General features: G+C 60.0%; 17 protein-coding genes and 2 pseudogenes. 13 read left to right on the top strand and 6 right to left on the bottom strand.

Annotation, left to right across the window (positions count from 1 at the left end):
* Positions 1-54: 54 nt before the first annotated feature.
* Positions 55-819: an IclR family transcriptional regulator gene (locus MOV76_RS01250; RefSeq protein WP_018444637.1), complete on the bottom strand. Its 765-nt coding sequence runs from the start codon at positions 817-819 to the stop codon at positions 55-57.
* Positions 820-1,011: 192 nt separating this feature from the next.
* Between MOV76_RS01250 and MOV76_RS01255 the strand changes: the two genes are divergently transcribed.
* The 7 genes and pseudogenes from MOV76_RS01255 (at position 1,012) to MOV76_RS01285 (ending at position 9,173) form a co-directional block, all read left to right on the top strand.
* Positions 1,012-2,586: an ABC transporter substrate-binding protein gene (locus tag MOV76_RS01255; protein ID WP_247263605.1), complete on the top strand. Its 1,575-nt coding sequence runs from the start codon at positions 1,012-1,014 to the stop codon at positions 2,584-2,586.
* Between the two features lie 147 nt (positions 2,587-2,733).
* The gene (locus MOV76_RS01260; RefSeq protein ID WP_168278751.1) at positions 2,734-3,588 is read left to right on the top strand and encodes an alpha/beta hydrolase; all 855 of its coding nucleotides are present in this window, start codon (positions 2,734-2,736) and stop codon (positions 3,586-3,588) included.
* Entirely contained in the window at positions 3,585-5,195 is a 1,611-nt protein-coding gene (gene ggt / locus MOV76_RS01265; protein WP_247263606.1) for a gamma-glutamyltransferase, read from the top strand. The genes MOV76_RS01260 and ggt overlap by 4 nt, the downstream gene beginning before the upstream one ends.
* Before the next feature lie 66 nt (positions 5,196-5,261).
* Positions 5,262-6,276 (top strand): annotated as a pseudogene (locus tag MOV76_RS01270) (ABC transporter permease).
* A gap of 4 nt (positions 6,277-6,280) precedes the next feature.
* Entirely contained in the window at positions 6,281-7,195 is a 915-nt protein-coding gene (locus MOV76_RS01275) for an ABC transporter permease (RefSeq protein ID WP_210069248.1), read from the top strand.
* Positions 7,192-8,169, top strand: coding sequence for an ABC transporter ATP-binding protein (locus tag MOV76_RS01280; RefSeq protein ID WP_247263607.1), 978 nt, complete (start codon positions 7,192-7,194; stop codon positions 8,167-8,169). Before MOV76_RS01275 ends, MOV76_RS01280 begins: the two co-directional genes overlap by 4 nt.
* Positions 8,169-9,173 carry an ABC transporter ATP-binding protein gene (locus tag MOV76_RS01285; protein WP_247263626.1) on the top strand — a complete coding sequence of 335 codons (1,005 nt, stop codon included), beginning with the start codon at positions 8,169-8,171 and terminating at the stop codon, positions 9,171-9,173. Before MOV76_RS01280 ends, MOV76_RS01285 begins: the two co-directional genes overlap by 1 nt.
* Before the next feature lie 48 nt (positions 9,174-9,221).
* Here MOV76_RS01285 and MOV76_RS01290 read toward each other — a convergent pair whose 3' ends face one another.
* Both MOV76_RS01290 and MOV76_RS01295 read right to left on the bottom strand, forming a co-directional pair.
* Positions 9,222-9,647 (bottom strand): CBS domain-containing protein, encoded by a 426-nt coding sequence (locus MOV76_RS01290; protein ID WP_017957358.1) that lies wholly within the window; start codon positions 9,645-9,647, stop codon positions 9,222-9,224.
* A gap of 407 nt (positions 9,648-10,054) precedes the next feature.
* Positions 10,055-11,105, bottom strand: a pseudogene (locus MOV76_RS01295) (AI-2E family transporter).
* 144 nt (positions 11,106-11,249) lie between these two features.
* Between MOV76_RS01295 and MOV76_RS01300 the strand changes: the two are divergent.
* The 3 genes from MOV76_RS01300 to MOV76_RS01310 all read left to right on the top strand — a co-directional run bounded on the left by MOV76_RS01300 (position 11,250) and on the right by MOV76_RS01310 (position 13,171).
* The gene (locus tag MOV76_RS01300) at positions 11,250-11,708 is read left to right on the top strand and encodes an alpha/beta fold hydrolase (RefSeq protein ID WP_247263627.1); all 459 of its coding nucleotides are present in this window, start codon (positions 11,250-11,252) and stop codon (positions 11,706-11,708) included.
* Between the two features lie 238 nt (positions 11,709-11,946).
* Positions 11,947-12,621 carry a L,D-transpeptidase gene (locus MOV76_RS01305; protein ID WP_026242340.1) on the top strand — a complete coding sequence of 225 codons (675 nt, stop codon included), beginning with the start codon at positions 11,947-11,949 and terminating at the stop codon, positions 12,619-12,621.
* A 13-nt stretch (positions 12,622-12,634) separates the two neighbouring features.
* Positions 12,635-13,171 (top strand): OmpA family protein, encoded by a 537-nt coding sequence (locus MOV76_RS01310; RefSeq protein WP_112907780.1) that lies wholly within the window; start codon positions 12,635-12,637, stop codon positions 13,169-13,171.
* An 89-nt stretch (positions 13,172-13,260) separates the two neighbouring features.
* Here MOV76_RS01310 and MOV76_RS01315 read toward each other — a convergent pair whose 3' ends face one another.
* Entirely contained in the window at positions 13,261-15,723 is a 2,463-nt protein-coding gene (locus MOV76_RS01315) for a glycoside hydrolase family 3 C-terminal domain-containing protein (RefSeq protein ID WP_247263608.1), read from the bottom strand.
* Between the two features lie 200 nt (positions 15,724-15,923).
* Between MOV76_RS01315 and MOV76_RS01320 the strand changes: the two genes are divergently transcribed.
* Positions 15,924-16,562 carry a TetR/AcrR family transcriptional regulator gene (locus MOV76_RS01320; RefSeq protein ID WP_247263609.1) on the top strand — a complete coding sequence of 213 codons (639 nt, stop codon included), beginning with the start codon at positions 15,924-15,926 and terminating at the stop codon, positions 16,560-16,562.
* Between the two features lie 16 nt (positions 16,563-16,578).
* On the opposite strand, the gene MOV76_RS01325 is transcribed toward MOV76_RS01320, so the two are convergent.
* Positions 16,579-17,457, bottom strand: a complete 879-nt coding sequence (locus MOV76_RS01325) for an alpha/beta hydrolase (RefSeq protein ID WP_247263610.1) — start codon at positions 17,455-17,457, stop codon at positions 16,579-16,581.
* Positions 17,458-17,657: 200 nt separating this feature from the next.
* On the opposite strand from MOV76_RS01325, the gene MOV76_RS01330 reads away from it, so the two are divergent.
* The gene (locus tag MOV76_RS01330; RefSeq protein WP_247263611.1) at positions 17,658-18,599 is read left to right on the top strand and encodes a LysR family transcriptional regulator; all 942 of its coding nucleotides are present in this window, start codon (positions 17,658-17,660) and stop codon (positions 18,597-18,599) included.
* Positions 18,600-18,694: 95 nt separating this feature from the next.
* Here the strand turns inward: MOV76_RS01330 and MOV76_RS01335 are convergent, their stop codons facing one another.
* Entirely contained in the window at positions 18,695-21,721 is a 3,027-nt protein-coding gene (locus MOV76_RS01335; protein ID WP_247263612.1) for a glycoside hydrolase family 38 C-terminal domain-containing protein, read from the bottom strand.
* 240 nt (positions 21,722-21,961) lie between these two features.
* Here MOV76_RS01335 and MOV76_RS01340 point away from each other — a divergent pair, with 240 nt between their 5' ends.
* Complete coding sequence (locus MOV76_RS01340; RefSeq protein ID WP_018245500.1) at positions 21,962-23,101, top strand: ROK family transcriptional regulator; 1,140 nt, start codon at positions 21,962-21,964, stop codon at positions 23,099-23,101.
* The last annotated feature ends 6 nt before the right edge of the window (positions 23,102-23,107 follow it).

Genomic DNA, 23,107 nt, shown 5'->3' on the forward strand with positions numbered 1-23,107 from the left:
TGATGGGCGTCGAACCGAAGAGACAAGGTCCGATATGGCGCAGGACGAAAAGTTCTACCATCCCAGCCGGGCCGATATCTTGCTGGAGGCCTCCTTCAGCAGAACGATGAAGCGGTCGACGTCGCTTTTTTGCGTGCGGAAGGCCGGGGCGCCGACATTCACCGCGGCGATCACGGATCCGTCGAATGCCAGAACCGGTACTGAGACGGAGACGAGTTGATCGCTGACTTCACCATAACTCACACAAAAACCCTGGCGGCGGATTTTATCCAATTCAGCAACCAACTTGCCACGATCCGTGATCGTGCGCTTGGTCAGCCGCGGCAAGGTCTCAGGGATCATTTGCAACTGCACCTGGGGCTGGAGATAGGCGAGAAGCACCTTGTACGAGCCCGCCGTGAGCGGCCGTCTTCGACCGATCATCGCCTGCACCCGCAAGTCGCGCATCGGTTCGAACTTTGCAATGCACAGGGATTCCCCATTGTCGATGATCCTGAGCTGGGTCGTTTCGTTCGCCTTCTGACCGACTTCTTCAAGGATAGGATTGGCTATTCGCACCAGGTCAACCTGTGTCGATGCAGCGGTCCCGAGAATGATCGCAGTCGTCCCCAGCCGGTAAGTGCCTGTCTCGCTCTTCCGCACCAGGCCGCGCCGTTCCAGTGTGCGTAACATGCGCAAAATTCTCGGCTTGGTTTCCCCGAGGTTCTGCGCCACCTCAGTCAGTCTGATATCCGGGTTTTTGGCGACATTCAGCAATACCTCGATGCAGACATCAACCGATTGCACGATATCGCTTTTTGATGGTTGTCTTTTGTCCATGGGACAAGAATTTTCTCCGCGACCAGAGCCGAAGGATTGGCATAATTTCAGGTTACGCCTATCGTAACGCACTTGTTTTCCGTTTGACAGTCCCCTTGAGGGCCCCTTACCAATTTGTGTCAAGAGTGGACGGGAACCTGCTCGTACCGACCAGCAGGGTCGGCCTAAAAACGCTAAACCGGGATGGAAGAAATGGCCGCAAAAACATTAACGCGGGCAGCGATCGGGCTGCTTGGAACGATTGCTATTCCTGCAATGGTCGTCGCACAGGAAACCCCGCTGACGATCGGGATGTCGACGACGCCGACGACGCTCGATCCCCATGAAGACAGTTCGGCTCCCAACAATGCGACCTCGCGCCATATCTGGGACAGCCTGATAAACCTCACGGGAACGTCGGCAAATGCGCCGGAACTCGCCACCGAATGGAAGGTCATCGACCCGACCCACTGGGAATTCAAACTGCGGAAGGGCGTGAAATTCCATGACGGCAGCGAGTTCAACGCCGATGACGTCATCGCTTCGCTTCTGCGTGCCCGCGACAAGCCCAGCCAGAGCTTTGCTTCTTACACCCGCAATATTGTCAATGTCACGGCCGCGGATCCCTATACCGTCGTCGTCGAGACCAAGGTTCCGGATCCGATCCTGTTGAATTCCGTCAGCCGAATTCGCATTATCAGCGCCGATTGCAAGGAGGCACCTGTCCAGGATTTCGACAACGGCAAGTGTGCAATCGGAACCGGGGCATATTCCTTCGTCTCCTATTCGCCAGGCAGCAACCTGACCTTGAAGCGCAATGACAGCTATTTCGCTGGCCCCTCGCACTGGTCGAACGTCACGCTGCGCTTCCCGCCCGATGACGGCGCCCGTCTGGCATCGCTTCTTTCCAACGAGATCGACATTGTCGAAACCCTTCCTGCCGATGGAATGGCACGCGTGGAAGCGAGCGACAATCTGCAGATCATCAATGGCCGGTCTTCCCGCTTTGTTTATCTTGGCCTTGATGTGAGCCGCGATGTTTCGCCTTTCGTGAAGGCTGCGGATGGCTCCGATCTCGACAAGAACCCGCTCAAGGATGAACGGGTGCGTCGCGCAATGCTGATGTCGATCAACCGGCCGGCAATCGTCGACCGCGTCATGCAGAAGAACGGCACGGTGGCCGACCAATTCGTCGCCCAAGGCTATGCGGGCTATTCCGAAAAAGTCGAGAAGGTGGGCTATGATCCCGCTGCCGCCAAGGCGCTTCTGGCCGAGGCCGGTTATCCCGACGGCTTCAGCCTGACCCTGCATGGCCCCTCTGGCCGTTACGTCAAGGATGCCGAAGTTCTGCAGGCGGTCGGCCAGATGTTCACGCGCATCGGCATCAAATCGAAAGTCGAGGTCCTGCCTTGGTCGATGTATTCGGAAGCCTATTCAAAGGGCACCTACAGCACCTATTTCGGCTCCTGGGGTGTGAACACCGGTGAAACCACCAATCCGACTGTTGCGCTGGTCGCAACGCGCGACGAGAAAAAGGGGACCGGCAGATATAACGGCGGCGGCGTGTCCGATCCGAAGATCGACGAGGTGCTGGCCAAGGCCAGTTCGACGCTCGATGAAGCTGCACGCGCGCCCCTTCTCGAGGAACTGTCGACCGAGACCTTCAACAACCTCTGGCTCCTCCCGATGCACTACGAAAACGTCGTGCTGGGCGCAAAGAAGACCGTGTCCTACACCCCGCGCGGCGATAAATATACGCTCGCTTACGACGTAAAGCCGGCGGACTAATGCATGCCGTCCAAAAGCGTGCCGCGGTTTTGGGACAAATAAAGATTTGAAGTGCGTCGCGTCGATCCATTCGATGCGACGCGGTTTAAAACAGCAGCATGGGGCCGCACCAAGGCCGTCCCTTTCTTCATCTCCCAGGAGACATTCATGCAGGAACTTGGAACGGGCGAAGCCGTCGCCCGGGCGAAGGCCATCTATGACTATGGCCAGACGGCCATCTTCGCCTCTCAGGCCGATCCCCGCCTCCATATGGTGCTTTATGTGCCACCGACGGCGGCAGACGGCCGCAAGCTCGACCTCCTGGTCGCGGTCCACGGCACCGGGCGCACGTCGGCCATCGACTTCCGCGACGGTTTTGCCGAATTCGGGCTCTACAACGACTGTGCCATCCTTTGCCCGATCTTCCCGGTCGGCGTTCTCGGCGACGGTGCGCGTTCCGGCTACAAGTTTCTTGAGGAAGGCGACATCCGCTACGATCAGGTCGTCCTTGCCATGGTCGCGGAGATGGCCGACAAATACCGCCAGGACTGGTCCAAATTCGCCATGTTCGGCTTCTCCGGCGGCGGGCATTTCGTGCACCGTTTCGCAATCCTGCATCCGGAAAGGCTCTGGGCGGCATCGATCGGCGCACCTGGTTCCGTCACCCTTCTGGATCCGACGCGTGACTGGTGGGTCGGCATTCGGGATCTGGAGGCGCGCTTCGGCAAGGCCTTCCAGCCCGAATATCTCGCCATGGTGCCGGTGCATATGATCGTCGGCGACGCCGATCTGGAAACCTGGGAAATCACCCATAAGCCGGGTGGCAAATACTACATGGATGGCGCCAACGACGCCGGCAAAACGCGGCCGGAGCGCCTTGCCGCCCTGGCGGGCTCATTCCGCGAAGCGGGTGTCGATGTGACGTTCGATCGTGTTCCAGGCGTCTCTCACGACCGGATGAAAGTTCTCGGCCACGTCAAGGCCTTCCTGGCAAAGGTGCTGGAGGGGCGGCGCGCGAAATGAGAAATGCAACGATCGTAGCGCCTCAGCCGGAGGCAGTCGAAGCCGGTGCGGAAGTTCTGGAACGCGGCGGCAATGCCATCGACGCAGCACTCGCCTGTGCCTTCGTCCAAGGTGTGGTCGACCCGCAGATGGCCGGCATCGGCGGCTTCGGCTCCATGCATGTCTACATGCCGAAAAAGGGCGTGCACGAGATCCTCGAATTTTATGCGCGGGCGCCGTTGAAGGCTGCGCCGGACATGTGGCTCGACAAGATCAAGCACCAGAGCCGCGACGGTTTCGGCTATGTGCTTGAAGGCAATATTTCCGATATCGGCTATCTTGCCGTCTGCACCCCCGGCTCGCTCAAGGGCTATGAGACCGCGCTGCGCGACTACGGCACCTTCGATTGGGCCGATCTCATCAAGCCGGCTATCCGCCTTGCCCGTAACGGTTTCATGATCCGAAACCATATGCACTGGTATTGGGCCAAGGACCAGTCGAATGACGGTTTTGCCAACACGCTCGACAAGCTGCGCTTTTCTGCAACGGGCCGGAGAACCTATTTCCACGACGACGGTATGCTCAAGAACGTCGGTGACCTGCTCGTCAACAAGGACATGGCAGAGACCCTCGAACGCATCGCGCGAAGCGGTGGCTCGGACATCTTCTATCACGGCGAACTGGCCGAACAGATCGCCGGCGATTTCAAGGCAAATGGCGGCTTGATCGATCGGGAGGATCTGGCGCGTTACGAATTGTCGAAGGTAGAACCGGTTTGGGGCGACTACCGCGACAACCGCATCGCCACCTCGCCTCCGCCAGGCTCGGGCTTTCCGATGCTGGAACTCCTCCATATCATGGAGCAGTTCGACGTCGGCTCGCTGCAGCATGGCAGCGCAGAACATGTCCGCATCCTGTTCGAGGCCATGAAGCGGATGACGATCGACAAGGACGCGCATATGGGCGATCCCGCCTATGTCGACGTGCCCTATGAAAAGCTGCTGTCGAAAGAACATGCAAAGGCGCATGCTGGCGCGATCAAGGCAGGTGAGATCGCCAGCGTATCGCGCCTTGATGGATCGCAGCGCGACACCACGCATATCTCGGTGATCGACAAGGACGGCAATGCCGTCGCGATGACCCACACCCTCGGCAGTCCCTCGGGCGCGATCACCGACGGCCTCGGCTTCATGTACAATGGCACGATGAGCCGCTTTAACCCGGTTCCCGGTAAGCCCGGCTCCATCGCGCCCGGCAAGCGGCGTCCAAGTTCGGCTGCGCCGACGATCGTCTTCAAGGACGGCGAGCCCAGCATCGTCATCGGAGCGCCAGGCGGCAGCTATATCGCGCCCGCCGTTGCGCAATGCCTGATGAACATGATCGATTTCGACATGTCCGTGCTCGAAGCCGTCTCGGCGCCGAGGATCGTAGGGGTGTCAAACACGATCGACATCTGCAATCGCATTCGACACTCTGTCGAAGACGAGCTTCGGGCGCAAGGCTATCAGGTGGCGCGGTCGCCGCAGACATATGCGTTCGCCGCAGTCCACGCGATCAAGATTGAAGGCGGCATCTCGAAAGGCGCGGCCGATCCGCAGCGCGACGGGATGGCCATCTCCGTCGCCTAGATTCAAAGTGTTACAGCGTCCTTTGCGGTTCTCGAAAAGACGCGCGGCGCTGTAGGGAGAGGTTCAATGGTCACATCCATTATCAGGCGGTTGATACAGGCGCTCTTCGTCATTGTCGCGATGACGATCATTGTCTTCATCGGCGTCAATGTGATCGGCAACCCGGTCGACATCCTCATCAACCCGGACGCCAATCAGGCGGAGCGGGCACTCGTCATCGCGCATTACGGTCTGGATCAGCCGCTGTGGAAACAGTATCTGCTGTTTCTCCAAGGACTTCTGCACGGGGATTTCGGCAACAGCTTCGTTTATGGGCGGTCTGCACGGGGATTTCGGCAACAGCTTCGTTTATGGGCGGCCGGCGCTGGGTCTGATCCTCGAACGTCTCCCAGCGACGCTCGAACTGGCGATCACGGCTCTCGGCATCGCGCTGCTGTTCGGCTTGCCGCTTGGGCTGTATGCAGGGCTCTACCCCAATCGGATTTCCTCCAAGCTCATCATGAGCGGCTCGATTCTGGGCTTCTCGCTTCCGACCTTCTGGGTCGGTCTCATGCTGATCATGGTGTTTTCCGTCGAGCTCGGCTGGTTGCCGACGAATGGCCGCGGCCCGACGCAGGAGCTGCTCGGCGCACAATGGTCGTTTCTGACCGCAGACGGCATCCGGCACCTTTTATTGCCGGCCTTCAACCTGGCTCTGTTCAAGACGTCGCTCATTCTTCGGCTGACCCGTGCCGGCGTGCAGGAGGTCCTTCCCCAGGACTATGTGAAGTTTGCCCGCGCCAAGGGATTGCGAGAGCGGCGGATCATTTCCGTGCACGTTCTCAAGAACCTGATGATCCCGGTGGTGACGATTATCGGTCTCGAGTTCGGCTCACTCATCGCCTTTTCGGTCGTCACCGAAAGCATCTTTGCGTGGCCGGGCATGGGCAAGCTCATCATCGACTCGATCAACCTTCTCGATCGCCCCGTCATCGTCGCCTACCTGATGATGATGGTGCTGCTCTTCGTCGTCCTCAACTTCATCATCGACATCTGTTATACCCTTCTGGATCCGCGGGTCCGGCTGGAAGGAAAGGCTTGACCCCATGGCCGAACCACACACGCAAGATACAAGCGCTCCAACGCCCGAACCCAGTCGTCTGTCGAAAGGGATCGCGGATTTCTTCAGCTCTCCGGCAGCTGCGATCGCCTTCCTCACGCTGGTGATCATCTGTTGCCTGGCGCTGTTTGCGCCATGGATCTCTCCGCAAAATCCCTATGATTTGATGCAGCTCGACATCATGGATGGACGACTGCCGCCGGGGTCCGAATCCATGACCGGGCTCGTCTATCACCTCGGTACCGACAGCCAGGGCCGCGATATCCTGTCCGGCATCCTCTATGGGCTGCGCACCTCTTTGCTGGTGGGTGTTCTGTCGGCTTTCGCCGCTGCCATCATCGGAACCTCAGCCGGCTTGTTCGCCGCTTACATGGGAGGGCGCATGGAAACCGCGATGATGCGGCTCGTCGACCTGCAGCTGTCGTTTCCCACAATATTGATGGCGCTCATGATGCTCGCCGTGCTCGGCAAGGGTGTGCCCAATGTCGTGATCGCACTGATCATCGCCGAGTGGGCGACCTATGCCCGCACGGTCCGCGGCACCGCTCTGGTCGAGCGCGAGAAGGAATATATCGAGGCGGCCCGGATGCTGCGCCTGCCCGGATGGCGCATCCTCTTCAGGCACCTGCTGCCGAACTGTCTTGCGCCGGTCATCGTCATCGCCACGATGCAGATAGCGAGGGCAATCGGCCTCGAAGCAACCTTGTCCTTCCTCGGTCTCGGTGCATCTGTGACCGAACCCTCGCTCGGCATGCTGATCTCGACGGGCTACCAGTATCTTCTGACGGGCCTCTACTGGATCAGCTTCTTTCCCGGCATTGCCCTTCTGGTCACGATCGCGGCGATCAATCTCGTCGGTGACCGGCTGCGCGATGTGCTCAACCCGAGGAACATGTCATGACCCCGTTGCTGCAAGTGAGCAATCTTGTCACCGAATTCGGCGGCGGCAGGGGACGCCCCAGCCTTTGCGCCGTCAATGATGTGTCGTTCACGGTGGAGCGCGGCAAGGTCCTTGGTCTTGTGGGAGAATCCGGATCCGGAAAGTCGGTGACCGGCTTCTCGATCATGCGGCTCCTCGATAAACCCGGCCGGGTTGCCGGCGGCCGGATCATCTTCGACGGCGCCGACATCGCGAAATATTCGGACGAAGAGATGCGGCAGCTGCGCGGCAAGCGGATCGCCATGGTATTCCAGGATCCGACGATGACGCTCAACCCGGTCCTGACGGTCGGGACGCAGATGGTGGAAGCCGTTCAGGCACACGAGCGAGTCCCGAAGGATACCGCCCGGCAGCGGGCGCGTGATGCTTTGGCGCTGGTTGGAATACCAAGCCCTGAAGAAAGGCTTGCCGCCTATCCGCATCAGTTTTCCGGCGGAATGCGCCAGCGTGTGGCGATTGCCATCGCGCTTCTTCACAAGCCGGACCTTATCATCGCCGATGAACCGACAACGGCGCTTGATGTGACGATCCAGAGCCAGATCATTTCTGAATTCCAGAAACTCACCGAAGAGGGAAATACGGCGGTGATCTGGATCACGCACGATCTGGCGATCGTTTCAAGATTGGCCGACGAGATCGCCGTCATGTATGCCGGCCGCCTCGTCGAGACCGGACCGGTGGGCAAGGTTCTGACTGATCCTCACCATCCCTACACTGCCGGTCTGATCGCGTCGGTGCCTTCGCAAAACAGACGCGGAGAGCCCCTTCACCAGATCCGCGGCATGACACCGGCCATCAACCGCCTCCCACAGGGATGTAGTTTTCGTACGCGTTGTGATCGGGCAACCGACGGCTGCCTGGTCATGCCGGCGCTTATGCCGGAAGGCGATCGCTCCTTCCGCTGCATTCATCCCGTAACGAAAGAATTAGCATGATGACCGCGACCGCCGCGCCCCTGATCGAAGTGAGGAACGTGTCGCAGCGCTTCGGAGCCAAGCCCGATTTGGCCGCCAAGATCGCGCTCAAGCTCAAGCTGGCCAAACCCGCGCCTGTCGTTCACGCGCTTGACAACGTCAGCCTCAGCATTCGGGCCGGAGAGGTTGTCGGCCTTGTCGGCGAAAGCGGCTGCGGGAAGTCGACGCTCGGCCGCGCCATTGCAGGGATCACCTCGCCGAGCCAGGGCCACATTCTCTGGAAGGGGATGGATCGAAGCGCCATGTCGAAAGGCGAGCAGCATCAGTTTGGTCTCGCCAGCCAGATGATTTTCCAGAACCCGATGGCGGCTCTCAATCCGCGCATGACCGTCGAGGAGCTTATCTGGGAGGCGCCTCGAACGCATGGGCTTGCCCGCTCGGCGGAGCGCGACGCCTATGTCGACAGATATTTGATGCTGGCCGGTTTCGACCCGGCCATGAAAAAGCGATACCCGCACCAGTTTTCCGGTGGCCAGCGGCAGCGCGTCAATATTGCGCGCGCGCTCGCCGTGCAGCCGAAATTCCTCGTCTGTGACGAAAGCGTCGCGGCGCTCGACGTTTCTATCCAGGCTCAGGTCATCAACCTGTTCATGGAACTTCGTGACAAGCTTGACCTGACCTACTTGTTCGTCAGTCATGATCTCGGCGTTGTGGAACATATTTCCGACCGCGTTGCGATCATGTATCTCGGCCGCATCGTCGAAGAGGCGCCCGTCGAGGAGGTTTTCAGGCGGCCCAATCATCCGTACACGAAAGCGCTCTTGGCCGAGGTGCCGCGCATCGAACCCGGCAAGCGACAGTTCAAACCCGTCGATGGCGAACTCCCCAGCCCGATAAACCCGCCGAAAGGCTGTCACTTTCATCCGAGATGCCCGTTCGCGATGGACCGCTGTCATATGGAAGTGCCGGTGAAAAAGGAAATTGCACCGGGGCATTTGTCGGCTTGCCATCTCAATGATGAATGATCTCAAACGACAGGATCCTGATTTCTTCAGGCCTAAAATCATCCTCCTCTAATGTGCATGAGCGCCGCCCGGTCGGGAAACTTTTTTCAACCCGGCTCCCGCTGCAGCGGTGTCCGCCAGGGACGCATCGCCGAGCGAGATGACGCCGGTAAGGCGTTTGTCACGATTGACGACGGGAAGGCGGCGAACCTGGACCTGCCCCATATTGCGGGTCACGTCGTCGACATCTTCGTCTTCGAAACAATATTTGACATCGCGTGACATGACTTCGCGCACCTTTGCATCGCCCCCGAGTCCATCGGCAAGCCCACGCACGACGAGATCGCGATCCGTGATCGTTCCGACGAGCCGGTCGTTGTCGCCGACCGGCAGGAAGCCGATCTGCCTGTCGGCCATGCATCTCGCGATTTCGGCTATCGTCTGATTAGGGTTGGCGATTTCTACATCGCGAGACATGATCTCTGACACTTTCATGGTCTTTCCTCCTGCCTTTTACGGTTAGTGGACGTCGAATGTTCCGGTGAGAGTCGCTTCCGAAACGACGTGGTTGCGGCTCCTGCCACCCTCTCGATGGGGACTGAGTGTCGCTATCCGGATCCGGCCAGAGCGCCTGGACTTCTGCCGGCAGTCCGTGGCGCACGTTCCGCACCTCGCCCGGGCGTCGATGAAAGCTCGTCGTTCACCGCAGACTAGCTGCCGATCAGGTCCCTGCTCGGCCATCAGATCGTCGTGCCGCATATTTGTAGTTTGCAGCGTCTTATCGAAGACGGCGACACCCGGAGCGCTCATGGCTCCACCCCCATGATGATGGTTCGAATCTATGAAACCGGTCAGGGAGACGAAAGTTCCGGAAGCCATCGGTAAATGCTCCGGTCGCATCGTCAGGAATCCGACGTGCCCTCCTCCTCCACGAATATCCCCCAAGCGGCGATGAAGAGAGCGGCGATCAGCGGCCCGATCACGAAACCATTGATGCCTAGTAGAGAAATGCCGCCAATGGTGGAAATGAGGACAACATAGTCGGGAAGCTTGGTCTCTCTGCCGACCAGGGACGGCCGCAGCAGATTATCGACAAGACCGATGACGAGGGCGCCTACCGCAACCAGCACAATCGCCTTCACCCAAAAGCCGGCCAGAGCCAGGTAAATGGCCGTGGGGACCCAGATCAATGCGGCGCCGACCGCAGGCAGCAGCGACAGGAAACTCATCAGCACGCCCCACAGAAGGGCTGGCTCGACGCCAAGGGCCCAGAAGGCGATTCCGCCGATCGAACCCTGGATGATGGCGATGATAATATTGCCTCGCACGGTCGCGTGAACGACCGAAGTGAATTTGGAGGTGAAGCGAAGTGTATGGGCATCGCTGAGAGGCAGCGCTCTTCTGATGGCGCGGGCAAGGGCGCGCCCATCCCGGAACATGAAGAATAGGAGATAGAGCATCACGCCGAAGGTGACGAAGAACCGCACGGTGTTCTGACCGAGGCTCAAGGCGCGTCCGGCAAAAAAAACCGCCGCCCTGCATCAATGCCGAGTAAACGCGGTCCTGAAGCGTATCGACGCCGTTCAGCTCGATGCTCCGGAGCCAGTCGCGGAGGAACAAGGGCAATGCTTCCTGCAGATTATGAATAAAGCTCCGGACGTCGATCTCGCCGGTGTCCATACGTTGGTAGAGATGGTTGCCCTGCTGGACGAGTGAACTGAGGACGATCAGCCCGGGAATGATAACGACGCAGAGGCAGATCAACACAGACAGCGCTGCAGCGAGGTTTCCCCGCCCACCCAGCCGCGCCTCGATACGGGCGTGAAGCGGGAAGAAGATGATAGCGAGGACGACTGCCCAGAATATCGCCGAATAGAACGGTAGCACGACGGCGACGAACGCAATGGTCACGAGGACCAGAAGCACATAGAAACTGACACGCTGTAGGAGCATTCGATCTTTCCGCTTCGGGACCGCGATGATGGTAGCACAGATAAGGCGGCAGCGCTGAGCCGCCCTTCCATCCTACTCTAGCGGCTCAAAGCCGTAGGCGCCGTCCCGACGGGAACTTCTTCTTCCGATTTAGTTATGCGCCTCATGTTAGTGAAGCCTGTCCAGCCGACGTTCGGAATAACAATTCACGTCGCAGATCAGGACGTTCACATCCTTGGCGGTGGCAACTCACATGGCATTCAAGTCGTCCTCCTGCATGGCTGCGGCAGTCTTGCGCAGGAAATTTTGCTTCCCTTCGACAACAGCGATTTCCGGATCATTGCTCCCGACCGGCCCGGCTATGGACTGAGCACGCCGGCTGCACCGGCTGAGCGTGGACCTGAGGGACAGTCCTTCTGGCTTGAACGCCTTCTCACGTCTCTTGACCTGTCGGAGGTGAGGATCGTTGCGCACTCGATCGGCAGCGCAGCGGCGTTACACCTTGCTGCAAGAAGACCAGAAGTGTCGGGCATTTGCCCCATCATGTGGTCCCAGGCGTTGCGCGAGAGATGCTTTGTGATCTTGTGGAGGCATTCGCACAAGAAAAGGAACTGCCGCGTGTGAAGAGCATCGGCTCGCAGGCGGTTGCGGAAAGAGTACATGCCGATTTCAAAGGTGATGAATGCCCGGCCCTTTAACTCGAAGCGCCGCGGCATTCCAGAGTAACAATGGGGCAATACCAGACACAGGAGGCCCGTGAACCGATCTCCGCCTTTAGGGAGGATATGATTTTTCTGTTGTGGCAAATGAAAAATCTGATTTACTGACACTTCGCTGCTTGGCTTTAAGGGGGATATTGCCGATGCCGTGGACACGCAGAAATATTGTGCTTGGTGGATTGGCGTTACTTGGCGCCGGTGCGGTCCAGAAACCGGCATTCGCCGCCGCATCTTCCAATTTTGCCGGCACCGCCGTCGACAATGGCGTGACGTTCCAAAAGACCAACTTCGCCAAGATCGACAAGAAGTGGCACCGCCAGGTTGTCAAATATTTCAGCAGCGAGCCGATCGGCACCGTCGTCGTCGATACAAGGCACCATTTTCTCTACGTGATCATGGAGAACAAGACGGCCATCCGCTATGGCGTCGGCGTCGGCCGCGAGGGCTTCAAATGGTTTGGCCGCGCCACGATCGACGCTAAATCGCTTTGGCCGCGCTGGACGCCGCCGCCGGAGATGCGCAAGCGCCATCCTGAACTGCCCGAATTCGTGGCCGGAGGTTCACCGAAAAATCCACTTGGTCCCCGCGCCATGTATCTGCATCGCGACGGCGTCGACACCGGTTATCGCTTCCACGGCACGCTTGAGCCGTGGAGCATCGGCAAGGATGCCTCCAGCGGCTGTATCCGCATGTTCAACGAAGACGCCATCGATCTTTACCAGCGTTGCCCCATCGGCACCGCGGTGCAGGTTCTGCCGCACATTGCCGACCAGGCTGAACGTGCCGCGCAGGTCAGCCAAATAACTCCGGTCGAATGAGGAATATCCGCTGATGTCTGCTCCGACCGGATACATGAGGCAGCTTATGGCCGCGGCCGTGCTCCTGGCGCTTACCGCCTGCACCACAACCAAGGTCGCGTCTCTGGAAGAACCCGCTGCGGCGCCGATGACCGGCCAGACCAACGATCCGGCGCCCGGTTTCGAAACCGTCGCGGCTGGCAGTGAAGAGGATTTCATCCTCAATGTCGGCCGAAGGATCTACTTCAAGCAGGACTCCGCCACGCTCGATTCCGTCGCCATGGCAACATTGGACAACCAGGCCATCTGGCTAAACAAGAACCCGACTTGGCTGCTCAAGCTGCAGGGATTTGCCGACGATTCCGGTTCCGCATCCCAAATGGAGACGCTGTCGCAGAAGCGCGCCGATGCGGCGATGGCCTATCTTGTCTCGAAGGGCGTGGACGCCAGGCGCATGTGGGCCAAGGGCTACGGCAACGACCGCGAAGTGCGCGACTGCACGGAGCGCTCCTGCAAGGTGCAGAACCGGCGCGTCGTCACCAATCTCCGCTCTCAGCCCGACGCGGCCTGATCCAGCTCGAACCAACGCTTGGTGCAGACGCGCCAAGCGCGATCGGCCGGGCTCAGCTCGAATACGATATGGATCTCGCCAGCCTGCCTTTAATTCGAAGATGGCAGTACATATTCGAGTGGTGACGGCAGATCGATGATGAACCTGATATCCGCGGCATTCGCAGCCACCACCAGCTGGTAGTCGCCGGCTTCGGCGCGGAAGGCGCCGGCCTCGACGTCGTAATAGGCGAGGTCGCGCGGCATGATCTTCATTTCGGCCGTTCCTGTCTCACCGGGCAACAGCGAAAGCTTTGCGAAGGCGCGCAGTTCCTTGTCCGGCCGTTCTACCTTTGACCTCGGCGAACGCACATAGAGCTGTACCAGTTCCGATCCGGCCCGATCGCCGATATTTGTCAGATCGATGCTGACCGTCACGCCTTCGGCACCCATTTCGCTCGCCGACAGGCGCGGCTCGCTCCAGCTGAAGCGCGTATAGCCAAGGCCGAAACCGAAGGGGAAGAGCGGTTCGACAGCGCGCGTATCGTGATGACGATAGCCGACGAAGACGCCTTCGGCATAGCGTACATGCCCATCCTTACCCGGATAGACGGCCGGATCGCCTGTGATGGCGGAATTGTCGGCAAGCGCCTTCGGGAATGTCTGCGGCAGACGTCCGCCGGGCTCGACATCGCCGAATAGGACATCGGCGACGGCATTGCCCAGCTCCTGCCCAGGATACCAGATCTGCAGCACGGCGCGAACCTTGCCGAGCCATGGCATTTCCACCGGACCGCCGGTCTGCAGCACGACCACGGTGTTGGCGTTGGCGGCCGCAACCCGCTCGATCAGCTCTTCCTGCCGCCCCGGAAGCCGCATGTCGGGCAGGTCCAAGCCCTCGGTATCCCATTCGCCGTCGCGGCCGACGAAGAGAAGCGCCACATCGGCATTCAGCGCCGTCTCGACGGCACCCACGATATCGGCCTCGCCCAAGGGCTTTTCGACGCCGAACCGAATGGCCGTGAGGTTGATCCCCTCTTCGTTCGCCACCGGCGGGTCATATTCGACGGTGACGGCATGGGCTTTGCCCGCATCGAGCGCTACCGTGCCGCGCTGTTCGTCATTGGCCGTGCCGAAATAGTTTTCGCCGCGTGCCCAGCCGTCATGGCCGTCAACCGTCAGCCTGCCATCGACGAAGAGCCGCGCCAGTCCGGCATTGGTCATGCCGAAGACATGATCGCCGCTCTCCTCCGGCACGAATTGCATCGTCATCCGTGCCGAGAAATCGGTGGGGTCGAGCTCGGCCGCCGGCAGTTCGAACCAAAAGAACTCACCCTTGTCGACGGTCTCGACATGAAGCGGAGTGCCCCGGCAGCCGCGTCCCTTGAAATATTCGACGGTGATCTTTCCCTTGGCCACCTCGATCAGACGGTTATGGCGGCAGCCGACGGCGTGGCTGACGCTATTGGCATTGGAAAGGGCGGCTCGAATCCCTTCGAGCGGACTGACCACGTAATGCGCCGCGATCTGCGCGCTGCCACCGCCCATGACGCGCGCGCTCGCGGCGTTGGGTCCGATGACGGCGATCCGGTCGAGCGACGTCTTGGCAAGCGGCAGTATGCCGTCGTTCTTCAAAAGGACTGCGCCCTCTGCGCCGAGACGCCGGATCAGCGCCCGGTCTTCCGGCAGGTCGACCGCCTGCTCCGTAAGGTCGGGCTTCTTCTCGAACGCGCCGACCCGCTCGAGTAGAAGCAGGATCCGCTGCGCCGCCGCCCGCACGGTGGCGGCTTCGACCCTGCCCTCGCGCACGGCCGCAACCAGCTTCTCGCCGCGATCGCGCGCCGGGCCGGGCATCTCGAGATCAAGCCCGGCATTGATCGTCTCGGCCGTCGAATGCGAACCGAACCAGTCGGACATGACGATGCCGTCGAATCCCCATTCCTGGCGCAGCACCTTGGTCAGCAGCCACTCATGCTCGCTCGTATAGGTGCCGTTGAGGCGGTTATAGGAGGACATGACGGCCATCACGCCGGCGCGTTTGACAGCCTGTTCGAAGGGCGGAAAGTAGATTTCGCGCAGCGTCCGCTCGTCGACATCGGAAGACATGGTCTGCCGCTCTATCTCGGATTCATTGCCGGCGAAGTGCTTGATCGTCGCCGCGATCCCCTGGCTCTGCACGCCTTTGATATAGGCGACGGCGAGTTCCGCGGTCAGCATCGGATCCTCGGAATAACATTCGAAATTTCGCCCGTTGAGGCCGGAACGATGGATATTCACCGTAGGCGCGAGCAGTACGGCGGCACCCTTGCTCTTCGCCTGGTGGGCAAGCGCCACACCCATGCGCTCAACCAGATCGGGATTCCAGGTGGCGCCGAGCGCGATGGCGGTGGGAAAACAGGTCGCCTTGACGCCGCCGACCAGCGAACCGGCGCCGCGGGCGCCATTCGGTCCGTCCGTCACCTTGATCTTCGGCACATCAAGACGCTCGACGGGAACCGTCGTCCAGAAATCGGCGCCGGACAACAGGGAGACCTGCTCCTCGAGCGTCATCTTGTCGAGAATGGAATCGATCATGCAAAACTCCCCTTCAATGGAATTCGGTTGCCGTGAAGTATTGCCGGAGCAAGCGGTGCTAACTGATCCGGCGGCAAACGCGCACTTCTCAGCACGTAAGGTAGCTCTTAAACCTACCGATTACTCGGTATTGTTAAGATGTCAACTGGCGAAGCCTGATGTATGGATAAAGAGCGCAGGAAAAACGGACGGGAGAGACGATGGTAGAGTTTTCCGAATCGAATACCGGACAGGACGAAAAGCGACGACGCAGATCCCGCAAGGGCGAAGCGCGCCGCGCGGAGATCCTGACGGCTGCGATGCGGCGCTTCGCCGAAGACGGCTACCAGAATGCCGCCATCGCGGATGTTGCCCGCGACGTCGGCCTGTCGCTGCCCGGCCTGCTGCACCATTTCCCGACCAAGGTCGATCTGCTGCTCGCCATTCTGGACAAGCGCGATCGCGAAAGCGAAAGCTTCATCGGGCCCCATCGTTCCGATCTCCGCGGCCTGCTCAAGGGCATGGTCGAGGTCTTCCGTCGCAACGCCGATATGGTCGAGGTCATCAGGGCCTTCGCCATCCTGAATGCCGAGAGCTTGATGAAGGATCACCCGGCCAAAGGATGGTTTCTCGATCGCGCCGCCCAACTGCAGAATGACATCGCCGCGACCTTCGAAGAGGCCGTCGCCGATGGCTCGATCGACGGCAAGATTGACGGCAGGGCAATGGCGGCCGAACTGATCGCGGTGATGGACGGCCTTCAGATGCTCTGGCTGCGCGATCCCACCCGCTTCGACATGGTCGGCGGGTTGGAAGCCTATATCAGCCGGCTGTTGGCGAGCCTTGGTCCGCAAGGCTGAGCCTTGGCTTACGGCTCTACTCGCGGGCGGTCGAGGATAACGTCTTATCGGAAACCGGCCTTCCATCAAAGCGCGCTAACCAGACCATAATGCGGCTTACAGCTTCGTGATACCTCTGCCCGACAAGCAGACCGGTATGTGTCGTACCCCAGAGACCTAGATACTCGCTGCCGATGTGACGCGCTGTCGCCCGGCCGCGATGTTCATCGGATTCGTCATTGATGGCGCAGATGACGAGGCTGGGACAGGCGATCTTCTCGCCTTTGATGGAAATCCCCTCCTCCCCGAAATGAAAGGAAAATGCGCTGAATGCCTTTGCAGATTCCATGGAGAGGTACTTCCGCTGGAATTCGATATCCTCGAATGTTTCATCCACACTGATTTGCTCCTCGCGCACGGGAGCAGGCACGACGAGGCCGGGCATTCGCAACGCGAAATCGCGATAGGGGGCCTCCGCATGCACTTCCCTGCAAATGCTGGAATCGATCAAGACCAGCCCGGCTATCTGCACACTTTCCGCCAGTTTCTGGCTCAGGATTCCGCCCATGCTGAATCCGATCACGATGGGAGGAGTTCCACATTCTTCGACGATTTCGGAGATCACCAGCCGGATGTCTTCCAGGTAATCTTCAAACAGGATTTTTGTGAAATCCACCGACCTGCTTTTGTAGTGGCCTCGCAGGTTGACGCAATAAGACTTCCATCCAGCCGACATGAAATGAGGAATGTATTTGCTCCACATCCAACTCCCGGTAAAGGCGCCATGGACGAAGAGCAAAGGCGGCCGGACGGACTGCCTCGAAGCGCCGTATGCGTGAAATATTTCCAGAAATAGGTCATTCTCTCCGACGTATTTTTCCGCGTGCTCGGGTCGTTCTTTTGCATAGTCCCGCATGCGTTCACTCCTTTGATATTGCCAGACGCCGTCCGAATAGGCGGCAATCGAGATCACCCGACCGCTGCGGCTGCAGCCGAAGGATAAGGCCTCGAAAAGCGCCTAGCATCGTGAGACAGAGGATATTTCCTACGCAATATTGATCAATGGTGGCCTGTGGACGTACATAAAGGACAAAATATCTCTAATCGGGTGTTATTGTGGACAGTCTCGCAAGCGTTGTCGCCTTCGTCCACGCCGTCGAACAGCAGAGCTACGTCGCAGCCGCCAGGGTTGGCGGAGTTTCGCCGTCTGCGATCGGAAAGGCAGTGGCGCGTCTCGAAAGCCGACTGGGCGTGCGGCTCTTCAATCGGACAACGCGCAGTATCAGCCTGACTGAGGAAGGAGCGGTCCTCTACGAGCGCTACAAACGCATCATCGACGACATGGATGACGCAGAGGCCACAATCTCACGAAGCCGGGAACGTCCAAGGGGACGCCTTCGCGTCAGCGTTCCGCATATCGTCGGGCATCACCTTCTCATGCCGCTTCTGCCCATTTTTACCGAGCAATTTCCGGAGATCGAACTGGACATCGATTTCGAAGACAAGGTCACAGACCTGGTCGCAGAGGGCCTGGATGTCGTCGTTCGGAGTGGTGAGCTTGCCGATGCTCGATTGATCGCCCGCCATCTTGGCGACCAGCATTTCGTCGTTTGCGGAAGTCCCGATTATTTCAAGCGCCATGGGCAACCGCAGACGCCTGATGACCTCTCCCAACATGCTTGCATTCACTTCAAATACCCATCCAGCGGCCGGCTCGCGCCGTGGGCATTCCGATCACCATACGATCGGCTAATTTTGCCAAGAAGCCTTACATTCAACAATACGGACGCAGGGCTACGGGCAGCACGGGACGCTTTGGGGCTCGCGCATCTGCCTGTCTACGTCGCAGAACCCCATATGCGAACCGGAAGTTTGGTCCCCGTCCTGACCTCCTTCATGGTGCCGTACGGCTCGCTCTCGCTCGTATGGCCGTCCAATCGTCAGCTTTCACCAAAAGTCCGCGCTTTCGTGGATTTTGTAGTTGCGAACTTTGCCGCCCGACCCGACGCATTTCGACCGCTGGATGCGGCCGGCGGCTCATCCAATTCTGGGGGGTAGCGGCCGCTTTCACGAGCGCCCGCCAGTTCTTCAAATCATGGTGCGACATGCTTGCCATAGGCCATTTGATTCCCGGCAGGTATGGCGGTTAGCTGTCAGGTTTTCTTCAGCTTCCAGGTTCGGATTTCGAACGGCATGATGTCGGCAGGTCCCTTCCGCTCCATCGGCTCTTCGAGAATGTTCAGCGGTTGCGATGCTGACCATCCGGAAGGTAGACCGAGGGAGAGGTTGCCGCGCCGGCCAGCTGGTTCGTAAAGGCGCAGGATGAGACCATCGCCTTCTTCCGCCGGCTTCAGGCCTGAGAACGCGACAGGGATGCCGTTGACCACAAGCGGCGCGAAGGTGCCGGTGGAGAGGCCGCTGGCCTCAGCAGCGACGAGCGGTTGATTGAGATCGATCGCCTCGTCGAGGACGCCGCCTTCATGCCAGGTGCCTTCATGCGGCATCAGCGCATAGGTAAAGCTCTGCTCGCCTTCATCGGCCAGCGGATCCGGATAGATCGGACCGCGCACGAGGCTCATGCCGATCACATTGCCGCGGGCGCTATGACCGTATTTGGCATTGTTGAGCAGTGCGACCCCGAAGCCCGGCTCGCTGATATCGACGAAGCGGTGCGCGACGGCCTCGAACATCGCCTGTTCCCAGGACGTATTCGTGTGCGTTGCCCGCTCGACGATGCCGAAGGCGCATTCGAACGTTGCCTTCCGGGCCAATGCGGCGACCGGGTTCAGCGTGCGCAGAAGGGTGCGGCGGTCATGCCAGTCGATCGTCGTTTCGATGTCGAGGCGCCTGGCGTTGGCCGTCAGCACATAGGTCTGCGTGACGCTCGAATTCCGGTAGCGGTAGACGACGCGGATCGCCGCTCGGTGCGGCCCTTCTTCAACGAGCGTGATGGTTTCCGGGGCATCGAGGCGGACGGCCTTTTCGGCATAATCCGCATCGATGTCCCAGGCGTCCCAGTTGCGCGGCTTGTCGGCCGGATAGACCCAGAGCTGATTTGCCGAGCCGTCGACCGCTTCCCGGCCCGTAGCCTTATGGATGAGGCTCACGACCGCCCCGTCCTTGCCGATGGCGACCGAGAGGTGCTCGTTTTCGAGATGGCCGGGGCCGGCCTTCAGCCCACTCGCGGGCTTGAGGGTGCCCTTGTCGAAGACCGCGACGGACAGGGGGGCGACGACATCGGCGGCCGAGACGACCGTGCCGTCGGAGAGCGTTGCGCTGAGCGATCTGGCCGCAAGAGACGGATTGACGACGACGAGGGCATCGCCAACCCCGCCCTTCGGCAGCTTGGCCGACAGCGCCTGCAATGCCCTCGCCTGCTCGATCTTGGCACGGTCGATGACGCCGCCCAGTTCCTGCTCCGCATCCTGATAGACTTCACGGATGCTCGAGCCCGGCAGAATGTCATGAAATTCGTTCTTCAGCACGACGCGCCAATCGGCTTCGAGGCTCTGGGGCCTGTCTGCTCCGAGCATGTGCCCAAGCGAAGCGATGGTCTCGGCGGTGATTAACGCACGTTCGGCCTGGCGGTGCTTGCGCTTGACGCCGCTTTGCGACGTCAGCGTGGCGCGGTGCAGTTCGAGATAGATTTCGCCATCCCACACCGGAAGGCTCTTTTCCCCCGCGGTGCGGTGCGCCTGCTCGTAATAGCTTTTGACGGTGCCCCAGCGTGCCTGCGGGATCGCCGGGAAATCGCGCAACTGCACTTCGCGCTCTACCATCTCGGGCGTGACGCCGCCGCCGCCGTCGCCATAACCGACGGCCAGAAGCGAGGTATCGTGCTGCGTCTTGCCGCGGAAATTCTTCCACGTCGGCACGTAGCAATCGGGTTGCACGAAGCCGTTATAACCCTGCATCGGATTGTCGAACGTATGGGTCAGCACCTGGCTGCCGTCGAGGCCCTTCCACCAGAAGAGGTCGGAGGGAATATGATTGGTCTCGCTCCAGTTGACCTTGATGGTGAAGAAACTGTCGATACCGCCCTGTCTCAGGATCTGCGGCAGCGCGCCTGAAAAGCCGAAGCAATCCGGCAGCCAGCAGACCGTATGGCGCGTGCCGAAGGTCTTCTCGAAATAGCGCTGGCCATAGAGAACCTGACGGGCGAGACTTTCGCCGGTCGGCATGTTCGTGTCGGGCTCGACCCACATGCCGCCGACGGTTTCCCACTTTCCTTCCGCAACCTTGTTCTTGATGCGCTCGAGAAGGTCCGGGTCTTCCTCTTCCATCTGCGCGTAATAATGGGCGGTCGATTGATTGAAGCGGAAATCGTCGGAGCGCTCCATCAGCGAGAGCGCCGTATTGAAGGTGCGCCGCATTTTCCGACGCGTCTCGCGATAGGGCCAAAGCCAGGCAAGATCGATATGCGCATGGCCCGTCAGCAGCAGTTCTCCGTTCGGCGGAAAGCGCTTCTGCAGCTCCTTCAGCCGCGCCGTCAGAGCCTCGAAGGCCGCGGCTGCCGAAGCACTTTGCTCTTCCGTGAGGCCTGCCGGATTAGCTTCAAGCTCCGGCAGTTCCCAGATTTTCTGCTGCATGACGGCGCCGGATGTGCGGGAGATATAAGCCGCCGTATCCGACGGCCAATCGAGACTGCGCAGCGCATGCTCGGCGGCATCCATCAGATGCGGAACGACTTCATGTTCACCCAGCGCATCGATTGCCTCGGCAACCTGCTTCAACAGAAGGTGCAGGCGGTGAGCTGGGCCATCGAGCCAGATAAACCGGGACTTGTTGAGCCGCGGAGCGCGATTGGGTTCGCCGAATGGAAAGCGGGCGACGGTTTCCGTTGCGATCGAAAAGCGGCGACCCTTCACCGGGAATTCCTGATGATAGGGATCGAGGCCGAATGTTTCGGTCTCACCGCCGGGGTAGCTCAGCGTAATCAGGCTCTCGCCGCCGAGATCGAGCTGCAGGCGAATGTCTGCGAGAGGCCACGCCTCCGGCGCTTCAGCGGTCGCGGCAAAATGCACCACCCCCTGGCGGTGCGGCCAATCCTGCTGATGCGCGATCGGCTCGCCCTCGAAAGTCCAGCCGTCGATCACAGCACTTTGTCGATCCCGCCAATGAGCCAACTCGGCAATGCGAACTTTGAGACGATCGAGGCGCTGGGCAATGGTCAGAGGCATGGCTTATCCTGTTGAAAATCGACGGCTGACAATTTTGTCGTCATGCTTTGGGGCCGGGGTCATGGTTTGGGGGAGATGAAGATGGCGCGATCAAGATCGCGATTTGCCCGGCCCTCTCCTCCAAGCAGGCCTGCAGCCTTAGATTAAGTAACTTTGATTTCCCGTCAAGTCCGTAAGAAATTCATTGCGGCAGACGAAGGCGTGTTACAAAAGCGTCGTATAGCTCTAAGGACGGCGACTATGCGGTATCTTCGATCAGGGCCGCGTCGGCTTCAAACCCAGGACACAGGCGCCCCGCGCGCCAAAACAGTCGGTCTGCGGTCCGGTGAAATTGCCGATCGAAATATTCGCGTCATTCTGGAAGCCATCCGCCGCCACGGCCCGTTGACGCGGATGGAGCTTGGCCGGCATTGCGGCCTTACCGGCCCCGGCATTACCAATATTCTCCGCCGACTGGCCGAGGAAAAGCTTGTCACCTCCAACCGCCGCAATGGCCTTGGCGGAGGCGCCACCGCTACCGAGTTTGCCTTGCGCCCGGAAGGTGCTTTCTCGATCGGCGTCAAGCTTCGCCAAAGGCGTGGCGAGGCCGTGCTCATCGATCTGAGTGGTCAGGTCCATGACCGGGTCTATATCGAGCTGGACCCCGCAGACAAAGTCGGCCTCGTGCATGCGGCGGTCAGGGATATGGTCGACCGTCATGCCGCATTGCCGATCATCGGCCTTGGCATCGCCGCCAACGACTGGACGCAGGATCAAAGCGATCAGATCGCCGCGATGTCGACGATCGCGCGTCCCTATGTCGAGAACGAGTGTACGGCGAGCCTTCTCGCCGAACGCACGATCGGCAGCTCTGGCAGGGAAGGCGGACTTGCGATGATCATTATCGACGACGACGTTCAAGCCGGCTTTCTCATTCGCGGTATTCCCTATTCCGGCGTGCATGGTCGGGCAGGCAGCATCGGCGAAATGCTGACCGGCCCGGATAATGTCCAGCTGAACACCGTCGTCGGTTTCGAATCCCTGCGATCGCGGATCGGCGACCAGGACTTCACCCGCCTGCTGCAAGGAGAAGAATTCCCCTCGTCGTCACTGTCGCAATGGATACGGGAGGCCGCTGGTCATCTGCTCGACCCGATCATCGCCATGGCTGGATTCCTCGCTCCGAGCGTCGTCATGATCGGGAGCGATCTGCCACAGGGTGTGATCGAAGCGCTGATCCATCAGCTTTCCATCGAGCGGCGCGACACCTCGACGAGGCCGTTGCTGACGCCCTGGATTTCGCCGATGAAACCCGCGAGCTTCAGTGGCGGCGGCGTTGCGCTCGGTGCAGCCCTTCTGCCCTTCCTCAACACTTTGCTGCTGCCGCCTGCTTCGGCCTGATGGCCG

The sequence above is a fragment of the Rhizobium sp. PRIMUS64 genome (assembly GCF_023006465.1).
Classification (GTDB): Bacteria; Pseudomonadota; Alphaproteobacteria; order Rhizobiales; family Rhizobiaceae; genus Rhizobium; species Rhizobium leguminosarum.